Here is a 25157-nt window from a genome sequence, read left to right as displayed (position 1 = left end):
CCCGGCGGACCGGCGGCGTTAGCGTCGCCGTTCAGTCTTCGGGAGCGTTCTTGATGTCCATCCGCCTGTCGCGCCGAGCGGCGCTGATCTCTTCCGCCTTCGCCGCCACGGGCGCGGCCCTGCCCGCGAGCGGCTGGGCCCAGACCAGCGCCGATACGCGCTCCGACGAGGAGATCGCCGCCGCCGCCGACGCCTGGGTGCAGCGCTGCATGGCCGCCTGGCCGGAGCAGCCCGCCGTGTCGCTGGCTCTGGTCCGGGACGGCAAGACGGTGCTGGCCAAGGGTTACGGCGTGCGCCGTCAGGGCAAGGCCGAACCGGCCGACGAACACACCCTGTTCGCCATCGCCTCCAACTCCAAGAACGTCACCGCCGCCTGCCTGGCCATTCTGGTCGACGAGGGCAAGGTGAAGTGGGACGAGCCCATCCGCACCTATCTGCCGGGCTTCACCCTGTCCGACCCGCTGGTGAGCGAGCAGATCACCGTGCGCGACACGCTGAGCCATCGCGCCGGTTTCGGCCTGGGCGCCGGCGACCTGCTGTTCTGGCCCAACAGCGACCGGACGCGCGCGCAGGTGTTGGCCCAGGCCGCCTTCGTGCCGATCAAGGGCGGTTTCCGCGAAGGCTATAACTACTGCAACCTGATGTTCGTGGTCGCGGGGGCGGTGATCGAAAAGGTGTCGGGCCTGTCGTGGGAGGACTTCGTCCAGACCCGCATCTTCGACAAGGTCGGCATGAGCGAAAGCGTGCCCCTGGCCCGCCTGGCCGCCCCGGCCAAGTCCGCCCTGCCCCACGGCCGCGTCGGGCCGCCCCTGCGCTATCAGGGGCCGATGACCCAGATCGCGGATTCCATCGTAGAGGTGTGGAACTGGGATTCGGCGGCGGCGGCGGGCGGCATCTGCGCCAGCGCCCATGACTGGGCCAAATGGATCGCCGTGCGCCTGAACGACGGCAAGCTGGCCGACGGCTCGCGCCTGTTCTCCGAAGCCGCCGCGCGGGAGATGTACAAGCCAAACATCGTGGTCTCCTCGTCCAACGGACCAACGGCGGCCCTGCCCAATCGGGCCGTGGCCTCGACCTACGCCATGGGGTTGCAGGTTCAGGACTATCGCGGCGAGCGGCTGGCGACGCACGGCGGCGGCTCGCCCGGCGGCATCTCGGCCACGGTGCTGATCCCCGGCCGCAAGATCGGCTTTTCCGTCTTCACCAACGCCGAAGAAAGCTTCCTCTTACGCGCCCTGCGCTCCGGCCTGTCCGACATCGCCATGAACAAGGTCGACGTCGACTGGATCGCCGATTCCAAACGCATCGAGGCCGAGGGGATCGAGAAATCGCTGAAGGCCGCCGTCGAGATCGACGCCAAACAGGCGGCGGGCGCGCCGCCCTCCATGCCGCTGGAGGCCTATGCCGGAACCTGGCGCGATCCCTGGTACGGCGACATCGTCATCGAACCGAAGACCGAGGGGCGCGGCCGCAACCGCAAGTCCGGCCTGTGGCTGCGCTTCACCCACACCCCGGCGCTGCAGGGCTGGCTGGAGCCCTATGACGGCGAGACCTTCCGCACCCGCTTCCCCGACAAGCGCGAAGAAGACGCCTTCGTCACCTTCAGCATCGCCACGGCCAAGCCCGCCACCGCCACGATCAAGGGCGTCTCGCCGGATATCGACTTCAGCTACGACTATCAGGACCTGCGGCTGACGCGGGTGTGATGGAAGCAAAAGGGGCGGCCTCGACAAGCCGCCCCTTCTTCATTTCATCGCCACAACCGGATCAGCGCGCCGGCGGGCGCTGACCGGCTTCCAGGATCGGCATTCCGGCTTCGGTGGGGATGTAGATGGTCTGGCGGCCGTCCTTGCCGGCCGTCTCCTGCAGCATGTTGATATAGGACCAGCGCAGATAGGCCTCCGGCCCGCCAAGCGCCTCAGCCATGATGCGGTTGGCTTCATTGGCGCCCTTGGCGCGCTCGATCTCGGCGGCGGCGGTCAGCTTGGCCGAGTCCAGGGCGGCCTGGGCCTCCAGCACGCGGATGCGGCGGTTCTGCACCGCTTCCTCATAGGCCGCGCGGCCGGCCATCTGCTTGGAATAGACGTTGTAGGTCGGAAAGCCGATCAGCACGATCGCCAGGACGGCGACGATGCCGACGATGGATCCAAGGGTGAGGCCGACGCCGCGCATGGGCTTGTCCTGAAGCTAAAGCAAAAGAGACGCGCAAGGTGGCGGCGAGAGCCGCCTGCGGTCAAGCATCATGACGACGCCGATCAGCGTCGGCGCGTCGGCGTTGCGGCAGGGGCCGGAACCAGCTCCAGAATGTCGAGATTGGATTCATTGGCCGGCCAGGGCGTCACCAGCCGCCAGCGGCTTTCGCCGATTCGCTCCAGCACCGAGACCATGTCGCGCTCAGGCCGCTGGCCATAGGTGCGCGCGGCCGGTTCCGACGCCAGGGCCATCGAGCCGAGGAAGACCATTTCACGATCATTTTCGGGGAACAGCAGGCCCGCCTGGCGTTGCGAGCCGCTGAGCTTGGTCAGCTTCAGCCCCAGGGCGGTGTTCTCGATACGGCAGGCGAACCAGCCGTAGACGACATAACCCAGACCGCCATCGCCGCCCTGAGAGCCCAGCTTGACCGTCCGGCAGCGATAGGCGCCCTCAGGCGGAGTCACGCCCGCCCGCGTCGCGGCCGGGTCGATCAGATCGCCCAGCGACGCCAGGTCGCCCGAACCCGTCTGACGCCTGGACTGTTCCAAAGCCAACGACCAGGCGGCGGCCCGGCGTTGATAACGATCACGATCGGCGGCGGTGATGACGCCGCGCCAGTCCGCCAGAACGGCGCCCGTCGGCGCATCCGGCACGGCCGGAATGGAAGGGGGCGGCGGCGGGGGAGGCGGCGGCGGCGGGGTCGTGGCGCACGCGGCGAGCACAGCCGACAGCGACAGCGTGATCAAGCCGGTGCGGACATGGGCTGGCCGGCAGAAACGGATCGGCGAGCGCTGCATAGCGGGTTTCCCTTACGAACGGGATCGAAAGCCCCATTTCTCTAGGAAGCCGTCGCGGCCCTCCGCGTCAACCCTGAGCCGCGACTTATGACGCGGCGCGCATCGCGTGCGTTCCGCCGAGAGTGCGCGTCAACGCCTGCGCCAGCCCCGCCACCGAGACCGGGCGGTGCAGCACCACGGCCACGCCGGCGAGCCTGGAAACGCCGCAGTCCGAACTGACCGCCAGCACAGGGATGCAAGACGTCGTCCGGTCCCTGCCCAGTTCCTCCAGAAATGCCGCGCCCGCGTCAGCCGCCATATCCAGATCAAGCACGACGGCGTCCGGGCGCAGGTCGCGCGCCATCGCGACACCCTCGGCGGCGCAGCCGGCGACATGAAGCTGCAATCCGCCGAAATCCTGCACCAGACGCCGCATCAGGGCGACGGCGGCCTTGTCCTTCGCCACATAGAGGATGACGCCGTGCGGCAGACGCGCCAGTTCCGGCAACAGCCGATCCGCATACGGCGCCGTATCCGCCGAAGCCCCTTCGGCGGAAGGCAGGCTGATGACGAAGGCGGCGCCCCGCCCCTCGGCGCTGAGCGCTTCAAGGCGTCCCTGCATGGCTTGGAGCCGTCTCCGGGCAGGGGCCAGTCCGGGCCACGGCGCGCGGGTCCCCTCTTCGCCCGCGACGGCGATGGCGTGGGCGGCGAGCGGCTGGAACAGGGTTTCAAGCTGAGCCGACGATAGACCGGGACCGTTATCGCGAACCGTCACCTGGAGCTCGCCGCCAAGACGGCGCGCCTGGATCGCCACAGAGCCGCCGGGGTCGCTGCGGCGCACCGCGCCCGCGATCACATCGGCGAAGACGCGCATCAGGCGTTCAGGATCCGCCATCGCGGTCAGCCCGGCCTGAGGCTCCGGCAGGACCAGCGACACCTTGGCCGCCTCTGCATCCTGCAGCAGGGGCAGACAGGCGCGGTGCGCCAGCAACAGGGGATCGACGCGTTGAAGCTGGCCCGTCGCCGGCCGTTCGGCCTCGGCCAGTGCGCTCATGCCCTCCACCAGCGTCAGCAGGCGCGTCGCCGCTTCGCCGATGCGCTCGGCCGCCTGCCGTTGGCGATGGCTGAGCGGCTCGCCCCCTGCGTTCAGCCGCAGCAGATCCGAAAAGCCCAGCACGCCCTCCAGCGGCGTGCGCATCTGACGACTGACGACGCGGATCAGATCGGCATGTCGACGACGGCCCTGAAAGGCGTCTTCCTCGGCGCGCAGGCGCGCCGCATCGGACTGCGTCAGAGCGGCCTCGAGCTCGGCGACGCGGCGACGGGCGCCGTCCAGCTGGCCGTCATGAAGACGCTGGACCGCGCCGATGCGTCGATGCGCCCGGAAAGACAGCCGGACCCCGGCGACGCCTGTCGCCAGACAGAGAGCGACTACAAAGACGAATAATTCCATCAGCCTTCCTCCCAGAGCGGGAAGAGTGGCCACCAAAGGTTGTATTTGTCTGTAGGCGCAACTCTAACGAGCTAGGCGGGCCTCAGCCTTCTTCGTCCGGGGCGACTGCATCGGCCTTGCGGCGGGTGCGACGCTTGGGCGCGGGGGCCGGTTCATCCTCGGCGGAGGCCGCTTCTTCGGCCGTGATCGGCCGCGTCAGAAAGCCCGGCAGGGCGGCGGCGTCATCGGTCGGTTGAGCCGCATCGTCCTCGGCCGCACGCGCACGTCGCGGAGCGCGAGGCGCGCGGGGGGCGCGCTCGACCGGCGCTTCTTCAACCACGGCAGGCGCCTCGGCGCTCTCTATCGGCTGGTCGTCGCCCTGGGCCGAATCTTCGCCAGAGGCTGCGGCGTCGCCTTCGCCCTCGTTGTTCTCGAAGCGACGGTTACGCTCCTCACGCCGGCGCTCCCAGCGCTCCCGGCGCGTTTCGCGGCGGCCGCCCTCGCGGCTTTCGCCGTCAGCCCCGTTGTCTGATCCTTCGCGGTCACGGTCGCGGTTGGCCTCGCGCTCGGCTCGCTCCGCCTGGCGGCGCGCCTCGTCTTCTACACGGCGCTCCTCGGCTTGCTGAGCAGCGATGATCGCGGCGGCCTGAGCGCCCGATTCGTCCTCGAAATCGATGTCGAACCCCTGGCCAGCCAGTTCGCGCTGGGCGATCTCGCTGACCGGGCGCTGCGGCTGAAGCGCGCGCAGGACGCGGAAATAGTGTTCGGCGTGCTGGGTGTAGTTCTCGGCCAGAACGCGGTCGCCAGCGGCTGCGGCGTCGCGCGCCAGCTGCATATAGCGTTCGTAGACGGTCTGGGCGTTGCCCCGGACCTTGATGTTCTCGGGACCTTGCGAATCCCATGAACGGTTCGGATTGGTGGCGTTGGCGTTATTGCCGCCGCCGGGCTTCCTGTTGCGTCCGCGCTGACGCTTCATGCCCTTGAAATCTCTCATCGGAGCTTACCGTGCTGGTGCGGGCCGCCGTCGAAGAAGACGGGCGGGACCCTGTTCGTCGTTCCGTTCGTTCGGGGCCTATCCCCGGTGCGAGCTGTTCGGAAAACCGTGCGTCCCCCGTGGTCCGCCGCGTCCGTCTGAGGGGCGCGACCGTCACTGGACCCAGACGCGCTTAAGCGAGCAAACCTGCCCGAAAAGGATGCGTTTGGATGGGAACAACACGGACTTAGCGCGCGGCGCGCCGCTTTCCAAGGGTTTTTATTGCCGCGCCCTACTGAACCGGGCCTTCGACCTCGGGGATGGGGCCGACGCGCGGGTCGGGGCCGTTGGTCACCACGCGGTCGCGGTCCGCCAGGTCCTTGACGACCTTGACGTCAGCGAAGCCCGCCGCCTCGAACAGGGCCTTGACCGCCTCGCCCTGATCCCAGCCGATCTCGACGGCGAAGACCCCTTCCGGGCGCAGGATGCGGGCGATCTCGGGCGCCAGGTCGCGATAGGGCTGCAGCCCGTCCGGACCGCCGTCCAGCGCCAGATGCGGGTCGTGCTCGCGCACTTCAGGGTCCAGGGCGGCGATGTCGCCGGTCGGGATATAGGGCGGGTTGGACACCACCAGATCGAAGCTGGCGTCGGCGAAGCCCGCCGCCCAGTCCGTGCGCATGAAGGTGCAGCGGTTGTTCAGGTCCAGATTGGCCGCGTTCTCACGCGCCACGGCGATGGCTTCGGTCGAGATGTCGGTGCCGACGCCGCGCGCGCCGCGCCGCTCGGCCAGCGCCGCCAGCAGGATGGCGCCCGACCCCGTGCCCAGGTCGGCCATTTCAAACGCCGCATAGGGCGGGAAGGCGCGGACGATGACGTCCACCACCGTCTCGGTGTCCGGGCGTGGGCTGAGCACGTCGGGGGTGACGTTCAGCATGATCTTCCAGAACCCCTTGCGTCCCAGGATGCGAGACACCGGCTCGCGGCGCAGGCGGCGGTCGACCATGGCGTCCAGCGCGTGGGTTTGCTCTTCGCTGAGGACGCGATAGGGATCGTTCAGGATGTCGACGCGCCCCGCCCCGGTGGCCGCTTCCAGCAGCAGGCGGGCGTCGATGGAGGGGCTGTCGACGCCGGCGGCCTTGAGGCGGGCCTGCGCGCCCTTCCAGGCGGTCAGCAGGGTCGGTTGGGTGTTCTGATCGGACATTTCCGGTGATTGGGGTCTGCGGCGCGTGATTTCAAGACGGAACGGCATGGCAGCGTAGCCGTTGAGGGGCGAATGGGGATGAACGACCTGCTCAAATCGAACCGCCGCCGTTCCGGACGGCGCCCGTCCCGCCACTCGGCGAAGGGCGCTGGCGGACTGTTGCGCTACCTGGCCGCTGCGGCCGGCGGACTGGCGACCGGGGCGACCGCGGCCCACCTGCTCTATACGCAGGGCTATCGCTTCGGCCTTGAGCTGCGGCCGCCGCGCCCGGAAGCCCTGCCCCCGCCCGATCCAACGCCCGAGGACTATGACGCCAAGGAGCCGGGACGCGGGCGTCTGGCCCAGCGGCCGTCGCAGATTCCACACAAGGGCTGGGTCGATATTCTGTGGCGCACGGTCATGGGCTATTTCGGCGACCGCGTCGGCTTCGTCGCCGGGGGCGTGACCTTCTTCATGCTGCTGGCCCTGTTCCCGACGCTAGGCGCCTTCGTCACCATCTATGGCCTGTTCGCCGATCCGGCCGACGCCTGGAGGCAGCTCAGCTTCCTCTATGAGGTGCTGCCCGCCAATGTGGCCCAGTTCCTGGGCGCTGAGATGACGCGGCTGGCGGGCAATTCGACCGGCCAGTTGACCTTCACCCTGGTCTGGACCCTGCTGCTGACGCTGTGGGCGGCCAACGGGGGCGTCAAGACGCTCTTCTACGGATTGAACCTCGCCTATCATGAGGTCGAGCGGCGCAACATCGTGGTCTACAACCTGATGTGCATGGGCTTCACCGTCTCGGCGATGGCGGCCGTGCTGCTGAGCTCGGCCCTGGTGGTCGGCGTGCCGGTGGTGCTGGCGGTCTTCGGGCTTCAGGACGAATGGGCCTATCTGGCGCCGCTGCGCTGGCCCCTGCTGTTCTTCGGCTATGTGGGGGCGCTGGCCCTGATCTATCGGCTGGGGCCGAGCCGGGCGCGGGCGCGCTGGCGCTGGCTGACGCCGGGCGCCCTGTTCGCGGCGATCATGAGCCTGCTGGTCTCCTTCCTGTTCAGCTGGTTCCTGACGAACTTCGTGCGCACCGATTCCTACGGCCCGCTGGCGGCGGCCATGGGTTTTCTGCTGTGGACCTGGTTCTCTGTGCAGGTGATCCTGATGGGCGCGCGTCTGAACGCCGAGATCGAACATCAGACGGCTCAGGACACCACCATCGGCGCGTCGCTGCCCATCGGCGAGCGAGGAGCGGTGATGGCCGATTCCGTCGGCGCCCGGCGCGGCAACCCCGCCGCCCTGACCTATACGCTGAAATACGCCGAGAGCCTGGGCGACCGGGTGCTGAAGCGAGGCGCCCGCAAGAAACGGCGCTGAAGTCGGAGCCTTAAGCGAACTCGGCTTCCAGATCGGCCAGGCGAGCGGCCTGATCCTCGGCGATCAGGGCGTCCAGCAAAGGGGCGAGGTCGCCTTCCAGAATCTGCGGCAGGCTGTGCAGGGTCAGGCCGATGCGGTGATCGGTCACGCGTCCTTGCGGGAAGTTGTAGGTGCGGATGCGCTCGGACCGGTCGCCCGAGCCGACCTGGGACTTGCGCGCGTCGGAACGGGCGGCGTCCTTGGCCTGACGTTGCATGTCGTACAGGCGGATGCGCAGGTTCTTCATCGCCTTGTCGCGGTTCACGTGCTGCGACTTTTCCGACGAGGTGGCGACGATGCCGGTGGGCAGGTGGGTGATGCGCACCGCCGAGTCGGTCTTATTGACGTGCTGGCCGCCCGAGCCGGATGCGCGGAAGGTGTCGATGCGGATGTCCTTGTCGAGAATCTCGATCTCGACGTCCTCGACCTCTGGCAGGACAGCGACGGTCGCCGCCGAAGTGTGAATGCGACCGCCCGCCTCAGTCGTCGGCACGCGCTGGACGCGGTGGACCCCGCTTTCGAACTTCAGGCGGCCGAAGACGCCCTCGCCGCTGACGGTGGCGATGATTTCCTTGAAGCCGCCCGCGTCGCCCTCGGTCGCGCTGTCGATCTCGACCCGCCAGCCCCGCGTGGAGGCGTAGCGCGAATACATGCGGAACAGGTCGCCCGCGAACAGGGCCGCCTCGTCCCCGCCGGTGCCGGCGCGAACTTCCAGGACGGCCGAGGCGTTTTCATCGGCGTCGCGCGGCGCCAGCAGCAGGGCGACCTCGCGCTCCAGCTCTGGCAGGCGCTCGATCAGGGCGTCCAGTTCATCGGCGGCCAGGGCGGCTATTTCCGGGTCGGCGGCCATGGCCTTCAGGTCCTCGACCTCGGCGCGGGCGCGGGCCAGGGCCTGAACCGCATCGGCCACGGGCTTGAGCTCGGCGTGCTCTTTCGACAGGCGCACGATCTCGGCGCCGTCCGTGGCGGCGCCCATGCGGGCCTCCACCTGATGGAAGCGGTCGAGAACCTGATCGAGCCGGGCCTGGGGCAGTCGCAACGGCGTGTCCTTGCAGAGAAAAGCGAGGGCGGAGCCTTACCCGCGACGCCGCGCCCTGTCGATAAAAACGCCTCTACACGCGCTTATGGAGCGATTGTGAACAGCCGTCACAAGCCCGTCAGCCCGGTTTCTTCGCACCTGCAAACACCCTAGCTCCACCTTGGATTTATCGGGCTGAAACGAAAATTGGAGACAGGGCATGACACATCAGAAGCCTCCCGAAGGGCTTTCGACGGGCATTACGCCGGGCGCCGATGTCGCGCGCCTGTGCGCGCTCTACGACGGGCTGCTGACGCCCGACGGCCCTTCCATAAGCCCCGCCGCCGAACAGGAATTGAAGGCCCTGGCCAAGATCTTCGATCTGGACGCCGAGCGGCCCGCCGCCGAACTGTGGCCCTATGTCCGCGCAGTCCTGGTGCGGCAGGCGCCGCCGGAAACAACGGCGTCCTCCGCGCCGGTCGAGCCCCGCACCATCCTGTTGGTTGAGGACGATGCCGACGCCGCCGCCGACCTGACCGAGGCGCTGGACGCCGCCGGACATCGCGTGGTCGGCCCTTTCCACAGCGCCGAAGCGGCTGAGGCGGCGACCGCCCTGCACGCCATCGACCTGGCCCTGCTGGACATCAATCTGTCGGGCGAGGCGACGGGAGTCGACCTGGCGCGCAAGCTGAAATCGCGCTGGGGCATGCCGGTCATCTTCCTGTCGGGCGACGTCACCGCGGCGGCCCGGAACGCCGAGCTGGCCGCCGCCATGGTGATCAAACCCTACAGCGGGCGCGACGTGCTGGACGCCATCGCCCGGCTGGAAGGCGCCTGACGCCCGAAAGGGGCGCCTTCGCGCAGGCCATTGCCAGACCGGCCGCGACCTGCGCCTGATGGTCCGTAATCCCCGGCTGAGGCGCTGAATGGAAACCTTCTTCCTGTTTCTGCTGGTCGGCGTCCTGGCCCAGGCGGTCGATGGGGCGCTCGGCATGGCCTATGGCGTCATCTCGTCATCCGTACTTCTGGCGCTGGGGGTGCCCCCGGCCACGGCATCGGCCAGCGTTCACGCCGCCGAAGTCTTCACCACCGCCGCCTCGGCTGGCAGCCACGCCTGGCACAAGAACGTCGAATGGCGGCTGATGGCGCCGCTGGCCGTCGCCGGGGTGATCGGCGGCGTGTTGGGCGCCTATGTGCTGACCGGGCTGGAAGCGGCCGTGATCAAGCCCTTCATCGTCGCCTATCTGGCCCTGATCGGGGTGTGGATTCTGTGGCGGGCCGGGCACGATATTCCCCACCGCCGCCTGCCGGCCTGGATCACCGGGCCGCTGGGACTGGTCGGCGGCTTTCTGGACGCGATCGGCGGCGGAGGCTGGGGGCCGACCGTCTCCTCGACCCTGGTCGGCGCCGGGCACGAGCCGCGCAAGGCCATCGGCACGGTCAACACGGCCGAGTTCTTCCTGACCGTCGCCATCTCGGCCACCTTCGTCTGGGCCCTGGTTACCGGCCATTGGGAAGAGGCGGGCGCCCTGCGCAATCACGCCGCCGCCGTGGGCGGGCTGGTCGTCGGCGGGCTGATCGCCGCGCCCTTCGCCGGCCTGATCGTCAAGAAGGTGCCGCGCAAGGTGCTGACCTATGCCGTCGGCGGGTTGCTGATCCTGCTGGCGGCCTTCCAGGGCTACCACCTGCTGACCTAACGCCGATCATTGACAGCGGGTCGCGCGGCTGGCCGACTGCCCCCTCGACAGGTCGGGGGCGACGAATGCGTGCTGGATTGATGATCATCTTCGCGGGAACGCTAGTGTGCGGCTGTGCCTCGACCCAGACGATCCCTCCGCACATCGAACAGATCGACCGGCCCGCCCTCGGCGCCGTCGTCGACATCGAACTGGGCGAGGCGGCGGTCGCGACAGGACGGCGTCGCAGCCTGCCGGGTCTGGCGCTGGCCAATGAGCTGAGCTGGGGCGATGGGGTGCTGCGAAAGCGCTTCACCGTCGCGCCCGGTCGGCTGGCTGGCCGCCAGAGCGACGCGCGCCACATCTATTATTTCTCAGACCGAATGACGGCCCGCGATCCGCTGTTCGGAACGGCGCCCTACGCCTCCGGCGGGCTGTGCCGCGCCAAGGACGGCTCAGGCCCGGTGCGCGGCTTCATCACGCCGGGCCAGTGCGTCCTGACCTGGAACGCGACGCCTCAGGTACGCGACATCCGTATTGAGGAGACCGACGAGGGCGCGCGGCGACGCGAGCTGATCTACCACGGCCGCACCGAAGGCAAGGTGCGCTTCCTTTATCGCGAGACGACCGGAGAAGGCGCGGACCAGACCCAGACCATAGACTACGACCTGGGCGACAGCGCGGTGATCGGCTTTCGCGGCGCGCGGCTGGAGGTTCTGGAAGCCGACAACACTCGTCTGCGCTACCGTCTTCTCGCCTCGTTCGACGCGGACGACTGAACCTCAGACCGGATAGGTGTCGATGAAGCTGGGCCGCGTCTCCAGCGCCGCCTGCAGGGCGACCAGGTTCGGGCGCCCGGTCTTCCAGTCATAGTCCGGATGGCGGAAGCCGATCCAGGTGACGGCGACGCCCGCCGTTAGCACGCCCATGTCCAGCGCCCCGGCGTCCGGCGCGGCGGCCTCCAGCGCGTCCAGGGCGCGGCCCATGTTGACGGTCCAGCGCTCGATCCAGGACGCCGAGCGCTCCTGTTCCGGCCGGCGCTTCTCCAGCACCAGTTTGACGCCCATCTCCAGCGCCGCGTTGCCCAGCGTCTCCAGCCGTTTCACGCGCAGACGCTCCGCGCCCTCGGCGGGCAGCAGGCGCAATCCGGAGCCCATCATGTCCAGATATTCGGCGATCACCGGGCTGTCGTTCAGCGGCAGGCCGTCCTCGGCGATCAGGGTCGGGACCTGAACCACCGGATTGGTCGACAGCAGCTCCGGCGCATTGCCATAGGGATCGACGACGATCTCCTCGATGCGGTCAGCCAGACCCTTCTCACGGGCGACGATGCGCACCTTGCGCGCGAAGGGCGAGGGAGTGGTGATGTAGAGCTTCATGCTTCAGCCGTTGAGATCAGGAATTTCGGTCCGCCATCGGCGATGGAGGCGCCACGCAGCGCTTGTCGCGGAACAGGGCCCATTCCTCGCACTGGCGCCCGTCGTCAAAGACGCAGACTCCGTATTCGCCGCCCTCGGCGTTGCGGCGGATATCCAGCCTCCCGCCTTCGCTGCGGCAATGGACGGAGGCGGGATTGGCCATGCCTATGGCCTGGGGTTTCGAAGGACCGGCTGTGTTCACCGGATCACAGGCCGCCGTCGTCAGCAGGATCGCCGCCCCGATCACGCTCTTCAGAACTGTCGTTTTCAGCATCATCCTCTCCCCTCCCGTGCGCCCTATTCCGCCGCCTTGCGAGCCGCGTCCAATTCGGCCGCCTTGGCTTCGACCTGGGCGACGATCTCGTCGATCATGCCGTCGTTGGCCTGTTTGTGGGCGATCTTGCCGTTCAGATAGACCATGCCCGCCCCCTTGCCGCCGCCGGTGAAACCGACGTCGGTATAGAGAGCCTCGCCCGGCCCGTTGACGACGCAGCCGATGATCGACAGCGACATGGCCGTCGAGATGTGCGCCAGTCGTTCTTCCAGGATCCCCACCGTCTCGATGACGTTGAAGCCCTGACGCGCGCAGGACGGGCAGGCGATGATGTTCACGCCCCGATGGCGCAGGCCCAGCGACTTCAGGATGTCGAAACCGACCTTGATCTCCTCGACCGGATCGGCGGCCAGCGACACGCGGATGGTGTCGCCGATGCCCGACCAAAGCATGTTCCCCATGCCGATGGCGGATTTGATCGTGCCGGTGCGCAACGGGCCCGCCTCGGTCACGCCCAGGTGCAGGGGGCAGTCGATGGCGTCGGCCAGCTGCTGATAGGCGGCGACCGTCAGGAAGGGGTCGGACGCCTTCACCGATATCTTGAACTCGTGGAAGTCGAGGTCCTGCAGGATGCGGGCGTGGTTCAGGGCGCTTTCCACCATCGCATCCGGACAGGGCTCGCCGTATTTTTCCAGCAGGTCCTTCTCCAGCGATCCGGCGTTGACGCCGATGCGCATGGAGCAGCCGTGGTCGCGGGCGGCCTGAACGACCTCCTTGACCCGCTCGATCGAGCCGATGTTGCCGGGGTTGATGCGCAGGCAGGCGGCGCCCGCCTCGGCCGCCTCGATCCCTCGGCGGTAATGGAAATGGATATCCGCCACCAGCGGCACGCGGGCCTCGCGCGCAATGGTGCTGAAAGCCGCCGTCGACTCTTCATCCGGGCAGGAGACGCGGACGATGTCGGCCCCGGCCTCTTCCAGCTGGCGGATCTGTTCCAGCGTCGCCGCCGCGTCGGCGGTCGGCGTATTGGTCATCGACTGGACGCTGATCGGCGCGCCCCCGCCGACGGGAACGGAGCCGACCATGATCTGGCGGCTCTTGCGGCGCTCGATGTGGCGCCAGGGGCGGACGTGGCCGAGTTCGGAACTGTGGTCGCTCATGACGCCGTACACATAGGACAGGAAGGACGGCAAAACCACGACAGAGGACGAAAGATCGTCGTCGCGGCCAAAGGTTCAGATCAGGCGGCGGGCGGCTGGGCGCTCGGCGCGGCTGCGGGCTGATACGGCTGCGGTCCCGGCGCCGTCGCAGCAGCGGCGGCCGCAGCGGCCTGGGCGGCGCGGGCGCGCGCCTCGACGGCGGCGGCGGCGCGCGCCTCGGATTCACGCTCGGCCGCCTGGGCGCGATTGTTCAGTGTGCCCAGCGGCGACTGGGGCGCGGGCAGGACGCCGCCATGCTCGCCGTTCAGATAGATGTCGAACGCCTCCGGATCGGGCGTGTCGATGGTCGCCGACAGGCCGGGCGGCGCCCGCCAGGCCTCGCCCGCCGCCAACTGGCGCGCGAACAGGATGCGGCCGTCGCCCTGACGGATGACCAGGATGGCGGGCTTGCGGGCCTGAAGCGTGACCTGCGACACCGTGGCCGAGGCGCCGTAGATGGCGCCGCGCGGGTTGAAGGCGGCCTGCACCGGCGGGGCGGGCGGCGTGGCGGCGTTGGGGTCATCCGGGTCGATCCCGGTCAACTGGGCCTCCAGCCCCGGCGTGATGTACATGGCCGGCGTGGTCTGATCCGGCGGAGCGGCTCGGGGCGCGCCGAGGTAGAGGGCGCGGTCGCGCTGGCGGTCGGCCTGCTCGGCCCAGTCCTTGGGCACGGCGACCAGATCCGACGGGTGCGGCGCCTCGATGCGGTTCAGGCGCTGAAACACGTTCCAGCCGATCACCACCGCCAGAAAGGCGCCGATGACGCCCAGGATCTTGGGCGAGTTCTGACGCATCTGCTGCAGGGCGGCGCCCGTCGGCGGCTGCAGAGGCACGGCCGCATCGGGATATTCCTGCTTGAACCGCTCGACCGCGTTCAGCTCGTCCAGTCCCAGGGCGCCGGCGTAGGCGCGCACATAGCCCATCGAGAAGATGCGCGACGGCAGGGCGGCGTACTCGGCCTGCTCCAGCGCCGTCAGGAAACGCGGATGCACCCGCGTCATGGTCGACAGCTGGGCCATCGACAGGCCCGACGCCAGGCGCGCGGCGCGCAGGGAGGCGCCCAGGGAATCATCCGAGGGATCTTCCGGCGCCGGCGGGGGCGTCGGCTCCGGGGTCTGATCCAGCGTCGCGTCGGCGTCGAAGTCGAACGCGGCTTGCCGATCCTGGTCCATAGGGTCGGGGTTCCGTCACGCCAGGCGGCCGTGCGCCCGTCATCCCCGCTTAGACGAGGCGAGGAGCGCGGGCAACGCGGGAAAGCGGCGCAGCTTTCCTAGACTTCCACGTTCAGCTTGCGCGCCAGCGCCTCGATCTCGCCGCGCACTGATCCGGCTGAGGAGCCGAGCAGGATGTTCATCCCCCGTCGCGCCGCGTTGAGATCCGCCGACAGGATCATGCGCTTGACCGGCCCCACCCCGCCCGCCGGGGCGGACAGGCGGCTGTAGCCCAGGGTGATCAGGGCGAAGGCCTCCAGCGGGCGGCCCGCCAGCTCGCCGCAGACGGAGACCGGCGTGGCGCTGTCGGCGCACTTCTGCTGAATCTCGGCCAGGGCGCGCAGGAAGGGCGGCGACAGGGCGTCATAGCGTTCGGACACCCGCGGGTTCGTCCGATCGGCGGCGAACATATACTGCATCAGGTCATTGGTGCCGATCGAGACGAAGTCGGTCAGCGGCAGTAGGGCGTCCAGGTGCCACAGCAGGCTGGGGCATTCGATCATGGCCCCGACGCGCAGCAGGGACGGCAGCGGGCGGCCGCGACGCCGCGCCCAGTCGCATTCGATGTCGACCAGTTCGCGCGCGGCCCTGAACTCGTCCACCGTGGCGATCATCGGGAACATGACGCGCAGTTCGCGCCCGGCGGCGGCGGTCAGCAGGGCGCGCAGCTGCATCCGCAGCAGGGCCGGACGATCCAGCCCCAGACGGATGGCGCGCCGCCCCAGCGCCGGGTTCTCCTCGCGCTCATTGTCCAGATAGGGCAGCACCTTGTCGCCGCCGATGTCGAGGGTGCGGAAGGTGACCGGCCGGTCGCCCGCTGCATCCAGCACCAGCTTGTAGAGCGCCGTCTGCGAGTCCAGGCGCGGCAGTTCGTCCGAGACCATGAACTGGAACTCAGTGCGGAACAGTCCGATGCCCTCGGCGCCCGTCGCGTCCAGATTCTCCAGATCCACCGCCAGACCGGCGTTGGTCAGCAGCATGATGCGCTTGCCGTCCTTGGTCACCGCGGGGGTGTCGCGCAGCTGATCGAACTCGGCGCGTTGCTGGGCGCGCACGGCCATCCGGCTCTCGACCGCCGCCAGCATGTCCGGACGGGGGCGCAGGTAAGCCTCGCCCGTCTCGCCGTCGACGATGACCTGATCGCCCTCGGTCAGGCGGTCGCGCAGGCCCTGCAGGCGGCCGACGCAGGGAATTTGCAGGGCGCGGGCGACGATGGCCGCGTGAGCGGCGGCCGAGCCTTCTTCCAGCAGCAGACCGCGCAGCTTGTCGCGCGGGTATTCCAGCAGGTCCGCCGGCCCCAAATTCCTGGCCACCAGAATGGCGTCGTCGGGCAGGTCGCGCTGGCCCGGATGGTCGCCCGCCATCAGCCGCAGCAGGCGGTTGGCCAGGTCCTCGAAGTCGTGCAGCCGCTCGCGGATATAGGGATCGCGGGCGTTGGCGAAGCGGGCGCGGTGCTCGTTGCGGACGCGGTCGACGGCGGCCTCCGCGGTCAGGCCAGAACGCACCGCCTCTTCCAGCGACCGGTTCCAGCCCCGGTCGTCGGCGAACATCCGATAGGTCTCCAGCACCTCATAGGGGGTGCCGCCCAGCTTGCCCTGACTGCCTTCCAGCAGGGCGTCGATGCTAGTGCGCAAACCGTCCAGCGCCGCCTTGAGCCGGACTTCCTCGGCGACCGGATCGTCGGCCAGAAGCTGTTCGGGCGCGATCGGCGCCTCATGCAGCACGGCCCGACCGAACGACAGGCCTTCAGCGAACTTCTGTCCTCGCAGCCGTTCGGGCCGATGGGGCGCCACCTCGACGTCGCGCAGCTCCTCCAGCGCCAGCAGCTCGCCCGAGGCCACCGTCTCGGCCAGGACCATGGCGATGGTCTGGATGTCCTCGATCTCTTCCTCGTCATAGCGACGGGCGACGCGGTTCTGGACGACCAGGACGCCGATGGCCCGGCCGCCGCGCAGCAGGGGCGCGCCGAGGAAGGCGTGATAGGGGTCTTCGCCCGTCTCCGGCCGATAGGAGAAGCTGGGGTGCGACTGGGCGTCCGACAGGCTCAGCGGTTCGGCCGTGCGGGCCACCTCGCCGACCAGACCCTCGCCGGGACGCAGACGGGTATTGTGGACGGCCTCGGGGTTCAGCCCCTCGGTGGCGAACAGTTCCAGCTCGCCCGAGGCGCGCCGCAGATAGATAGAGCAGACCTCGGCCACCATAGAGCGGGCGATGATCCGCACCACCATGTTCAGCCGGTTCTGGGCGGGCGCGCCGCCCCCCGGCCCGGCCAGGGCCTCGCGGATCTGGCGCAACAGGAGCCGTGGCCCCCTCGCCGTCACTGCTGCGCCCTTGACCATAGTCTCTCCCGCCTTGCCGCCCTCTGGCTTTCAGTTCCCAGATAGGACGGCCCTTCCGTTATCCTAGTCTTCCGCGTCCAGTCCGTAGGCGGCGTGCAGCGCCCGGACCGCCAGCTCTGCATAGTCCGAATCGATCAGAACGCTGATCTTGATTTCCGAGGTCGAGATAGCCTGGAACTTCACGCCCTTGTCGGCCAGGGCGCGGAACATGGTCTGCGCCACGCCTGCGTGGCTTCGCATGCCGACGCCGATAACCGAGACCTTAGCCACGTCGTCATCGACGCGCAGCTCCTCAAAGCCGATATCGGCCTTGGCCGCCATCATCAGGTCGGCGGCGCGGCGCGCGTCGCGACGACCGGTCGTGAAGGTCAGGTTGACCGCGCCTTCGGTGCGGGCCTGGCTCTGCACGATCATGTCGACATTGACCTCGGCCTCGGCCAGGCGGGTGAAGACGTCGGCCGGGGCGTCCGTCCGGTCCGACAGGCCCAACAGCGTGATCCGGGCTTCGTCCCGGCTCATGGTCACGCCGGAAACGATGCGCTTTTCCACGATCTCATCCTCGTCGCAAATCAGGGTGCCGGCGTGTTGCGGCAGGTTTCCGTTTTCATCCGGTTCAATGAAGCTGGACAGGACGCGCACCGGCACGCGCTTGTGCATGGCCAGCTCGACCGAGCGGGTCTGCAGCACCTTGGCGCCCAAAGACGCCATCTCCAGCATTTCTTCGTAGGACACCTTCTCCAGACGCCGTGCGCGGCTCTGGATGCGCGGGTCGGTCGTATAGACGCCGTCCACGTCGGTGTAGATGTCGCACGGCGCGCCGAGCGCCGCCGCCACCGCTACGGCCGACGTGTCCGAGCCGCCTCGACCCAGGGTGGTGATGCGTCCGTCGCGGGTCACGCCCTGGAAGCCGGGCACGATGGCGATCTCGCCCGCGTCGACGGCGGCGCCCAGCACCTCGCCCGGCACGTCCTCGATACGCGCGCGGCCGTGGGCGTCGTCGGTCAGGATCGGAATCTGCCATCCCATCCAGCTGCGCGCCTTGAAGCCCATGTTGCGCAGGGTCAGGGCCAGAAGGCCCGAGGTCACCTGCTCGCCCGAGGCCACGACCACGTCATATTCGTCGTCAGACAGGGCGCCGTCGCCGTACAGGCCCGGCGCCGCCGCGCCCACGCCGTCTGTCCAGGCGACCAGCTCATTGGTCTTGCCCGCCATGGCCGAAACGACCACGGCCACGCCCTTGCCTCTGGAGGCCTCGGCGGCGACGATGCGCGCCGCGCGACGAATGCGTTCCAGGTCGGCCATGGACGTGCCGCCGAACTTCATCACCAACCGGTTCGTGTCGGCCCGCGTCATCCCTGCGCCTGATCCCCCTGCTTGCATGGCGGGCGAAGGCGGTCCATGCCTGAGCCCATGCCCGCTTCTAACGACAGCCTCGATCCGCGCAAACCCCAAAGCGAAGAGGGTTTTTCACCCTTTGCTACCGATCGTGCCGAAGGGCCGAGCATTGATCCTGCCGATGTTGCGCGCTTTTCGGCCCAGGCGGCGGAGTGGTGGGACCCCAAAGGCCCCTTCGCCCCCCTGCATCGCTTCAATCCCGCGCGACTGAAATTCGTGCGCGACCGGGCAGCGGAGCACTTTGATCGCGACGTAAAGGCGCGCGCGCCGTTCGACGGCCTCAGCCTGATCGACATCGGCTGCGGCGGCGGCCTGATCGCCGAGCCGATGCGGCGCCTGGGCTTTGACGTCACGGCCATCGACGCCTCGTCCGAGAACATCGGCACCGCCCGCGCCCACGCCGAACAGGTCGGCTTGGACATCGCCTATCGCGCCGCCACGGTTGAACAAATGGTCGAAGCGGGCGCAGGCCCGTTCGACGTGGTGCTGACGATGGAGGTGATCGAGCACGTCGCCGATCCAGAGGCCTTCATCCGCGCCTGCTCGAAACTCATCAAGCCGGGCGGCATCATGATCGTCGCCACCCTGAACCGCACGCTGAAGGGGCTACTGCTGGGCAAGGTCGCGGCGGAATATGTGCTGCGCTGGGTCCCGGCGGGCACCCACGACTGGCGCCAGTTCCTCAAGCCCGAGGAACTGCGCGCCATGCTGGACGGCGAGCCCCTGACCGTCACCGGTCCCTATGGTCTGGCCTATGATCCTCTGAACGACCGCTGGAGCGAGGGCGACGACGTGGGCATCAACTACATGATGATGGCGACCCGCGACGCATGATCGGCCCGCGCCGCATCGTCCTGACCGGCGGTCCCGGCTCGGGCAAGACGACGCTGCTAGAGGCCCTGTCGGCGTCGGGCCATGCGACTTCGCCAGAGGCCGGGCGCGCTATCATCCGCCGCCAGCAGGCCATCGACGGCGAGGCCCTGCCGTGGAAGGATCAGGCCCTGTTAGCCGAACTGATGCTGGACCGGGAGCTTGAGGCCCACGCCCGCGTAGGGGGCGCAGACGGGCCCGTATTCTTCGATCGCGGCGTGCCGGACGTGGTGGGCTATCTGACCCTGTGCGGCCTGCCGGCGCCGGCCCATGTGGAGCGGGCCGCGCAGGACATCCGCTATGACCGGCGCGTCTTCATCGCTCCAGTCTGGCCCGAGATCTTCGGCCAGGACGCCGAGCGCAGACAGGATCTGGACGAGGCCCGCCGCACCTTCGACGCCATGGCCGAGACCTATCCGCGCTTCGGCTATCAACTGATTGAGCTGCCCAGGGCGCCCGTCGCCGAGCGCCTGGCCTTCGTGCTGAAGTCGCTTACAGCGGCCTGACCATATAGCGGGCGTCGTCGCCGTAGCTGGCCAGCTTCTCGGCCATGCCCGGCGGGTTCTGGATCTCGAAGCCGTTGCGCGCCCAGAAGCTTGATGCGTCGTTGACCGCGACCAGCGCCACCGACGGCCAGCCCGCCGCCCTAGCCTGTTCGGCCAGACGTTCGACCACGGGCCGGGTGTGGCCGCCGCCGCGCGTGTCGGGGTGCAGGGCCAGATCGTGCAGATAAACCACCTCGGCCTCGGCGGGGATGGCGTCGATCAGCACGTTCAGCGCCGGGGCGGCGTTCAGCACCCACGGATAGGCCACCAGATAGCCCATGATCGATCCGTCATCGGCTGCGAGCACGAAGCAGCCCTCGGGGTACAACTGCAGACGGTTGGCGAAGCAGGCGCGGTCTTCCGGATGGTCGGGGAAGGACAGCTGGGCTACCGCGACCACGCCGTCGAGGTCGTCCGGCGTCATGGCCCGCCAGGTCAGAGGGGACAGCGGGCGTTCAGCTCCGCCCTGTTGAATCGCCATTGCACGCTCCGGTTCTCGTCGTCGTCCGCCCCTTCGATCCGGGCGGTCAATATCTCCCCCAAAGGGCCGTCGGGGCGTTCATAGATGATGCGGTGCGGAAAGTCGTTGTCCGGATTGGCGAAAACCGCCCGCTGCGGGCCGCTGTCGATCAGGCGGAAGGCTGTTGCGGGCGCGCCATCGGGCTGGGCGAAATAGGCCAGACCGCCGTCCTTCATGGGGGCGATACGCGCGCTCTCGAAGCCGCTGCGGCCATTGCGCACAGTCACCGAGTGGCCGACGATCAGCCCCGCGCGCGGGTCGCTCCAGGTCTCGGACGCCTCGCGCCCGCCGGAGCAGTCCAGCCAATAGCCCGCCAGCCACGACAGGTCGGGCGCAGGCGCGGCGGTCTGCAACAGGGCGGCGGCCAGCAGGCTGGAAACGGACATGGGTTCTTCCCTCCACAAGGACGGAGGAAGGTTACGCCGCCCTCACGGCGCAGGCTTGTAGGAATGCGACGCCAGCCGTCGCGCCAACTCTGCCTGTTCGCGCGCCCAGGCGGTGGCGGTGCAGCCCAGGAAGCGACGGAAGTCGCGCGCCATCTGCGGCTGGTCGAAATAGCCTGCGGCCAGACCCGCCTCCAGCCAGGAGGCCGCGTCGGCCTCCTGGCCCATCGCATGATCGAAGATGCGGCGGAAACGGAAGACGGAGCGCAGGGTGCGCGGCGCCACGCCGACGCGATCGCGGAACCGGCGTTGCAGGGCGCGGCGCTCGGCGGGACTCAAAGGCGGCCCCTCAAGATCGCTCTCGGCGGCGGCGACCTGGGCGCGAACGGCAGGGTCAATGCGCCAATCGCTCGCTCCGCGCTGATTCTCCAGCCAGGCGCCCAGGGCGGCGGCCTGCCCCGCCGGATCGCCCGGCGGCGCCGTGAAACCGTCCAGCCGGGCCACGAGGTCCAGCCGTTGGTCGGTCGCCTCGATCAGGGGGCGGCCGAGAAACTCCCGCGCGCCGTCCGGCTCGAACTTGGCGGCGACGATCTCGACCGGCCCCACCGGACGAATGGCCATGGGCCGGGTCATCTGACCGGCGAAGATCACCGACGGCTGAAGGCGGAAAACGCCGTCGGCGTCCTGTTCCTCATAGGGGGCGGCCAGATCGACCACCAGCTCGGGACAGCCGTCCGGCGCGATACGCTGCACCCCGCCGCTGGGGCGCGGCGCGGCGTAGGTCCACAGCAGACGCACGAAAGGCCTCAAGGCGTCGGGCGGGGCGAATTCCTTGTAACGCTCCCCCTCTCCCATCTGCGGTCAGTTCGCCTTCTTGGGGTCGGGCGGCAGGCTGGGCAGGGGGGCGCAGGGCACGCCGTCGTCCTTCAGCTTCTTCACCTCGGCGGGGGTGGCCTCGCCGTAGATTTCGCGCTTTTCAGAGCGGCCTTCGTGGATGTCGCGGGCCTCGCGGGCGAAGGCGTCGCCGACGTAGTCGAAGTTCTGCTCGACATGGGCGCGCACCTCGCGGGCGGCCTGCATCATCATCGACTGGACCTGCTTCAGAGCTTCAGGTTTTAGGGCGTCGGGCGCAGGCGCGCTCTTCTTCGTGCCGGAGACGGCCGGGGCCATGATCTGCTTTCTCACGGCCGTCGAGCCGCAAAAGGGGCATTCGACCAGGCCGCGCGCCGCCTGATCGTCATAGTCGGACGACGAGCCGAACCAGGCCTCGAAGCCGTGGTCTTGGTCGCAGGAGAGGGCGTAACGGATCATAGGGGCAGGTCGAAGTCGCGGTCATGGCGCAGGGCGGGCACGCTGGCGCGCGCCTTCTCCACGGCCTGAAGGTCCAGCCGGGCGTGCAGGACGCCCGGTTCATCATGGTCGAGGCGGGCGATGACCTCGCCCCACGGCCCGATGACCACAGAGCGGCCCCAGGTCTGACGGCCGTCCTCATGCGTGCCGCCCTGGGCTGGCGCCAGCACGAACGCGCCCGTCTCGATGGCGCGCGCGCGCAGCAAGGTCTCCCAGTGCGCCTCGCCGGTCGGGCGGGTGAAGGCCGCGGGAACGGCGATCAGGCTCGCGCCCGCCTTGGCCAGGGCGCGGTGCAGGTGCGGGAACCGCAGATCGTAGCAGATGGTCAGGCCCAGACCGCCCCAAGGGGTATCGGCGACCACCGCCGCCTCGCCCGGCCTGATCGAGGCGCTTTCGCGATAGGTCTCGCCGCCCGGCAGGTCGACGTCGAAGACGTGCAGCTTGTCATAGCGCGCCGTGATCGCCCCGCCGGGGTCGATCAGCAGTGACCGGTTGGCGGCGCGCGGATCGTCCGCCACGCCCGAACGGACGATGGCCGAGCCGACCAGCAGCCAGACGCCGAGTTCTGCGGCCAGAGCCTGAAGCCCCAGGACGGCGGGATCGGCGCCCTCGTCCGACAGGGCGTCGTCGCGCAAGGCCCGGCGCTGTTCGAGGAAATTGGTCCCCTCGGGCGTCAGGATCAGTTGCGCGCCCCCGGCCGCCGCCTGACGGATCAGGGGCTCGACATGCGCCAGCCCCGCGGCCGCCGTCGCCGGCGTCCGCGTCTGGATCAGCGCCATGTCGAGCGTGTCGGTCATTTAAGCCGCCAGCAGGGCGTCCAGCTCGCCCTTGCGGTCCAGGGCGTGGATGTCGTCCGAGCCGCCGACGTGTTTTCCGTCGATGAAGATCTGCGGGAAGGTGGCGGCGCCGCCCGAGCGCTCGACCATCTCGGCCTTCTTCTCCGGGTCGTTGGAGGCGACGATGTTGGTATAGGCCGCGCCCTTGCGGTCCAGCAGGGCCATGGCGCGGATGCAGTAGGGGCAGCCGGGTTTTGTGTAGAGAACGACTTCGGCCAAGGGGGAGCTCCTGAAGGCTGAGGGGAAGACTTCCCTTCACTTAAGCGGTTCGCGCGCGTTTTTCACCCTCGCGATGACGGCCAGGTCCACGGCGCGCGCTCCCGCCTCCAGCAAGACCCGCGCGCAGGCCTCGGCCGTGGCGCCCGTGGTCAGCACGTCGTCGATCAGAAGCAGGCGCCGCCCCTTGATGCGTCGCCGCCCGGCCTCGGTCACGGCGAAGGCCGCCTTGACGTTCAGCTGCCGTCCGCGCGCGGACTTGCCGCCCTGGCTGGCGGTCGGCAGGGGGCGGATCAGGGCGTCAGGCAGATAGTCGAGCCGCGCCGCGCGGGCCAGCGGCCGGGCGATCTCGGCGGCCTGATTGAAGCGGCGCGACAACAGGCGGGCGCGGTGCAGGGGCACGGGGACCACGGCGTCCGCCGTCTCGATCAGGGGCGCCGCCGCGCGGCTGATCCAGCGGGCGAACAGGGGGGCGAACTGCTGCTGGTCGCCGTGCTTGAACTTCAGGATGATCCCGCGCGACGCCTCGTCATAGACGCAGGCCGCCCGCGCCCGGTCAAAGGCGTAGGGACTGGTCGCGCAGGCCGCGCACCGGTCCGCCGCGAAGTCGCCGCCGTCGCATTCAAACGCGGCGCCGCAGCCGTCGCATACCGGCGCCTCCAGAAAGGCCACCCGGCTCCAGGCGTCGGGCGTCAGGCCCGCAGAAGCCGCCGCCTCGCGGCTGTCGTGAGCGAGCGGCGGCAGCAGAATATCGAGCAGGCCCCGGCCCGCATGGCGCGCGCCGGATGCTAAAGGCCTCCCGACGCCTTTCAATCGACCTCGCCAGCCCCCATCCTGAACCGACATGAGCGCCCCCTCTCCCTCCTCCGGTCCCCCGATCATCTTCGACGCCGCCCGCCGCGCCGCGCGTCTGAGCCGCGCCGAGCGACACTTCCCCGACGCCGACTTCCTGCATCTGCGCGCCGCCGACAATGCGGTGAACAGCCTCGAAGTGATCCTGCGCGAGTTTCAGACGCCCGTCGACCTGTCGCCCCACCCCGGCGTCTTCGCCCGCGCCCTGGCCGACAGCCCGGCGCGCGAACGGGTGGCTGAGGTCCGCGCTGTCGGCTCGACGGCCGAACGCGCCGCGCCCGGCGCGGGGCCGCTGGGGCTGGAAGACGGATCGGCCGATCTGATCGTCAACCTGCTGGGCCTGCACTGGGCCAACGATCTGCCCGGCGCGCTGAGCCAGATCCGCCGGGCGCTGAAGCCGGACGGTCTGTTCGTCGCCAGCCTGTTCGGGGCGGCGACGCTGAAGGAGTTGCGCGGCGTGCTGACCGAGGCGGAGCTGGAGGTCAACGGCGGCGCCCAGGCGCGCGTCTCGCCCTTCGCCGACGGCTTCGACGGGGCGGCCCTGCTGCAACGGGCCGGGTTCGCCCTGCCGGTGACGGACGTGGACCGGGTGACCGTGCGCTATGGCGACCCCTTCGCCCTGATGCGCGACCTGCGGGCGATGGGCGAGACCAATGTGCTGGCCGGGCCCATTCGACCGCTGAGCCGCGCCGTGCTGGCTCGCGCGGCCCAGCTCTACACCGAGCGCCACGCCGAGGCGGACGGACGCATCCCCGCCACCTTCGAAATGGTTCACCTGGCCGGGTGGGCGCCGCACGAGAGCCAACAGAAGCCCGCCAGGCGCGGCTCGGCAAAGACGCGTCTGGCCGATGCGTTGGGCGTCAGGGAGCAGACCGGCGAGGAAGGCTGACCGTCAGCTTCCGGCGGCGAGCACGAACTGGCTGACCTTGCCGTAAATCACTTCCATCCGCCCGGAGAAGGCGCCGAGCGCGGCCAGAACCACCATGCCGATCAGGCCGCAGATCAGGCCGTATTCGACAGCGGTGGCGCCGCCTTCGTCGCGGAGCAGCCGGTGGATGAAACCCTTCACGCCCGGCCTCCCCTGTCGTCGGCCC

Annotated in this window: 28 protein-coding genes; 8 read left to right on the top strand and 20 right to left on the bottom strand. The window is 69.2% G+C overall.

Annotation, left to right across the window (positions count from 1 at the left end):
- Positions 1-53: 53 nt before the first annotated feature.
- Positions 54-1706, top strand: coding sequence for a serine hydrolase (locus D1604_RS05465; RefSeq protein WP_119412545.1), 1653 nt, complete (start codon positions 54-56; stop codon positions 1704-1706).
- A gap of 61 nt (positions 1707-1767) precedes the next feature.
- Here D1604_RS05465 and D1604_RS05460 read toward each other — a convergent pair whose 3' ends face one another.
- The 5 genes from D1604_RS05460 to prmC form a co-directional block, all read right to left on the bottom strand.
- Positions 1768-2172, bottom strand: a complete 405-nt coding sequence (locus D1604_RS05460) for a hypothetical protein (RefSeq protein ID WP_119412544.1) — start codon at positions 2170-2172, stop codon at positions 1768-1770.
- Positions 2173-2255: 83 nt separating this feature from the next.
- Positions 2256-2990 (bottom strand): DUF4893 domain-containing protein, encoded by a 735-nt coding sequence (locus D1604_RS05455; protein WP_119412543.1) that lies wholly within the window; start codon positions 2988-2990, stop codon positions 2256-2258.
- An 85-nt stretch (positions 2991-3075) separates the two neighbouring features.
- Positions 3076-4422, bottom strand: coding sequence for an ATP-binding response regulator (locus tag D1604_RS05450; RefSeq protein WP_119412542.1), 1347 nt, complete (start codon positions 4420-4422; stop codon positions 3076-3078).
- Positions 4423-4504: 82 nt separating this feature from the next.
- Positions 4505-5395 (bottom strand): DUF4167 domain-containing protein, encoded by an 891-nt coding sequence (locus D1604_RS05445; RefSeq protein WP_119412541.1) that lies wholly within the window; start codon positions 5393-5395, stop codon positions 4505-4507.
- Positions 5396-5666: 271 nt separating this feature from the next.
- Entirely contained in the window at positions 5667-6575 is a 909-nt protein-coding gene (gene prmC / locus D1604_RS05440) for a peptide chain release factor N(5)-glutamine methyltransferase (RefSeq protein ID WP_119412540.1), read from the bottom strand.
- A 78-nt stretch (positions 6576-6653) separates the two neighbouring features.
- Here prmC and D1604_RS05435 point away from each other — a divergent pair, with 78 nt between their 5' ends.
- Positions 6654-7922 (top strand): YihY/virulence factor BrkB family protein, encoded by a 1269-nt coding sequence (locus D1604_RS05435; RefSeq protein WP_233551910.1) that lies wholly within the window; start codon positions 6654-6656, stop codon positions 7920-7922.
- A 10-nt stretch (positions 7923-7932) separates the two neighbouring features.
- Here D1604_RS05435 and prfA read toward each other — a convergent pair whose 3' ends face one another.
- A complete protein-coding gene (gene prfA / locus D1604_RS05430; RefSeq protein ID WP_119412538.1) occupies positions 7933-9000 on the bottom strand; it encodes a peptide chain release factor 1 in 1068 nt (355 codons plus the stop codon).
- A gap of 199 nt (positions 9001-9199) precedes the next feature.
- Between prfA and D1604_RS05425 the strand changes: the two genes are divergently transcribed.
- The 3 genes from D1604_RS05425 (at position 9200) to D1604_RS05415 (ending at position 11434) form a co-directional block, all read left to right on the top strand.
- Positions 9200-9817 (top strand): response regulator, encoded by a 618-nt coding sequence (locus D1604_RS05425; RefSeq protein ID WP_119412537.1) that lies wholly within the window; start codon positions 9200-9202, stop codon positions 9815-9817.
- A gap of 88 nt (positions 9818-9905) precedes the next feature.
- Positions 9906-10676, top strand: coding sequence for a sulfite exporter TauE/SafE family protein (locus D1604_RS05420; RefSeq protein WP_024355168.1), 771 nt, complete (start codon positions 9906-9908; stop codon positions 10674-10676).
- Positions 10677-10756: 80 nt separating this feature from the next.
- Positions 10757-11434 carry a hypothetical protein gene (locus tag D1604_RS05415; protein WP_119412536.1) on the top strand — a complete coding sequence of 226 codons (678 nt, stop codon included), beginning with the start codon at positions 10757-10759 and terminating at the stop codon, positions 11432-11434.
- A gap of 3 nt (positions 11435-11437) precedes the next feature.
- Here the strand turns inward: D1604_RS05415 and D1604_RS05410 are convergent, their stop codons facing one another.
- The 6 genes from D1604_RS05410 to D1604_RS05385 all read right to left on the bottom strand — a co-directional run bounded on the left by D1604_RS05410 (position 11438) and on the right by D1604_RS05385 (position 18449).
- Positions 11438-12034, bottom strand: coding sequence for a glutathione S-transferase N-terminal domain-containing protein (locus D1604_RS05410; protein WP_119412535.1), 597 nt, complete (start codon positions 12032-12034; stop codon positions 11438-11440).
- 16 nt (positions 12035-12050) lie between these two features.
- The gene (locus D1604_RS05405; RefSeq protein ID WP_119412755.1) at positions 12051-12347 is read right to left on the bottom strand and encodes a putative hemolysin; all 297 of its coding nucleotides are present in this window, start codon (positions 12345-12347) and stop codon (positions 12051-12053) included.
- A gap of 23 nt (positions 12348-12370) precedes the next feature.
- Entirely contained in the window at positions 12371-13507 is a 1137-nt protein-coding gene (ispG, locus tag D1604_RS05400; RefSeq protein WP_119412754.1) for a flavodoxin-dependent (E)-4-hydroxy-3-methylbut-2-enyl-diphosphate synthase, read from the bottom strand.
- Positions 13508-13587: 80 nt separating this feature from the next.
- Positions 13588-14718: a helix-turn-helix domain-containing protein gene (locus D1604_RS05395; protein WP_119412534.1), complete on the bottom strand. Its 1131-nt coding sequence runs from the start codon at positions 14716-14718 to the stop codon at positions 13588-13590.
- A gap of 98 nt (positions 14719-14816) precedes the next feature.
- Positions 14817-17096, bottom strand: coding sequence for a phosphoenolpyruvate--protein phosphotransferase (gene ptsP, locus D1604_RS05390; RefSeq protein WP_119412533.1), 2280 nt, complete (start codon positions 17094-17096; stop codon positions 14817-14819).
- A gap of 63 nt (positions 17097-17159) precedes the next feature.
- Entirely contained in the window at positions 17160-18449 is a 1290-nt protein-coding gene (locus tag D1604_RS05385) for an aspartate kinase (protein ID WP_119412532.1), read from the bottom strand.
- A gap of 45 nt (positions 18450-18494) precedes the next feature.
- Between D1604_RS05385 and ubiG the strand changes: the two genes are divergently transcribed.
- Positions 18495-19325, top strand: a complete 831-nt coding sequence (ubiG, locus tag D1604_RS05380; RefSeq protein ID WP_233551908.1) for a bifunctional 2-polyprenyl-6-hydroxyphenol methylase/3-demethylubiquinol 3-O-methyltransferase UbiG — start codon at positions 18495-18497, stop codon at positions 19323-19325.
- On the top strand, positions 19322-19867 hold the full coding sequence (locus D1604_RS05375; RefSeq protein ID WP_119412531.1) for an AAA family ATPase: 546 nt from the start codon (positions 19322-19324) through the stop codon (positions 19865-19867). The genes ubiG and D1604_RS05375 overlap by 4 nt, the downstream gene beginning before the upstream one ends.
- Here the strand turns inward: D1604_RS05375 and D1604_RS05370 are convergent.
- The 7 genes from D1604_RS05370 to D1604_RS05340 are packed head-to-tail and all read right to left on the bottom strand — an operon-like array spanning position 19854 to position 24057.
- Entirely contained in the window at positions 19854-20387 is a 534-nt protein-coding gene (locus tag D1604_RS05370; protein ID WP_119412530.1) for a GNAT family N-acetyltransferase, read from the bottom strand. The two genes, D1604_RS05375 and D1604_RS05370, sit on opposite strands and share 14 nt — an antisense overlap.
- Entirely contained in the window at positions 20342-20812 is a 471-nt protein-coding gene (locus D1604_RS05365) for a DUF6265 family protein (RefSeq protein WP_119412529.1), read from the bottom strand. Before D1604_RS05365 ends, D1604_RS05370 begins: the two co-directional genes overlap by 46 nt.
- A 42-nt stretch (positions 20813-20854) precedes the next feature.
- Positions 20855-21664 (bottom strand): AraC family transcriptional regulator, encoded by an 810-nt coding sequence (locus tag D1604_RS05360; protein ID WP_119412528.1) that lies wholly within the window; start codon positions 21662-21664, stop codon positions 20855-20857.
- Positions 21665-21670: 6 nt separating this feature from the next.
- Positions 21671-22120, bottom strand: a complete 450-nt coding sequence (locus D1604_RS05355; protein WP_119412527.1) for a DUF1178 family protein — start codon at positions 22118-22120, stop codon at positions 21671-21673.
- Positions 22117-22956, bottom strand: a complete 840-nt coding sequence (locus D1604_RS05350) for a carbon-nitrogen hydrolase family protein (RefSeq protein ID WP_119412526.1) — start codon at positions 22954-22956, stop codon at positions 22117-22119. The genes D1604_RS05355 and D1604_RS05350 overlap by 4 nt, the downstream gene beginning before the upstream one ends.
- Entirely contained in the window at positions 22957-23214 is a 258-nt protein-coding gene (gene grxC / locus D1604_RS05345; RefSeq protein ID WP_024355181.1) for a glutaredoxin 3, read from the bottom strand. It lies immediately after the preceding gene.
- 36 nt (positions 23215-23250) lie between these two features.
- Complete coding sequence (locus D1604_RS05340) at positions 23251-24057, bottom strand: ComF family protein (RefSeq protein WP_119412525.1); 807 nt, start codon at positions 24055-24057, stop codon at positions 23251-23253.
- Between D1604_RS05340 and D1604_RS05335 the strand changes: the two genes are divergently transcribed.
- The gene (locus D1604_RS05335; RefSeq protein WP_119412524.1) at positions 24056-24952 is read left to right on the top strand and encodes a methyltransferase domain-containing protein; all 897 of its coding nucleotides are present in this window, start codon (positions 24056-24058) and stop codon (positions 24950-24952) included. The two genes, D1604_RS05340 and D1604_RS05335, sit on opposite strands and share 2 nt — an antisense overlap.
- Positions 24953-24955: 3 nt before the next feature.
- Here the strand turns inward: D1604_RS05335 and D1604_RS05330 are convergent, their stop codons facing one another.
- The gene (locus tag D1604_RS05330; RefSeq protein WP_024355184.1) at positions 24956-25132 is read right to left on the bottom strand and encodes a Flp family type IVb pilin; all 177 of its coding nucleotides are present in this window, start codon (positions 25130-25132) and stop codon (positions 24956-24958) included.
- Positions 25133-25157: the final 25 nt, after the last annotated feature.

The organism is Brevundimonas sp. LPMIX5, assembly GCF_003576505.1.
Lineage (GTDB): Bacteria > Pseudomonadota > Alphaproteobacteria > Caulobacterales > Caulobacteraceae > Brevundimonas > Brevundimonas naejangsanensis.
This window is presented reverse-complemented; position numbering and strand designations above follow the sequence as displayed.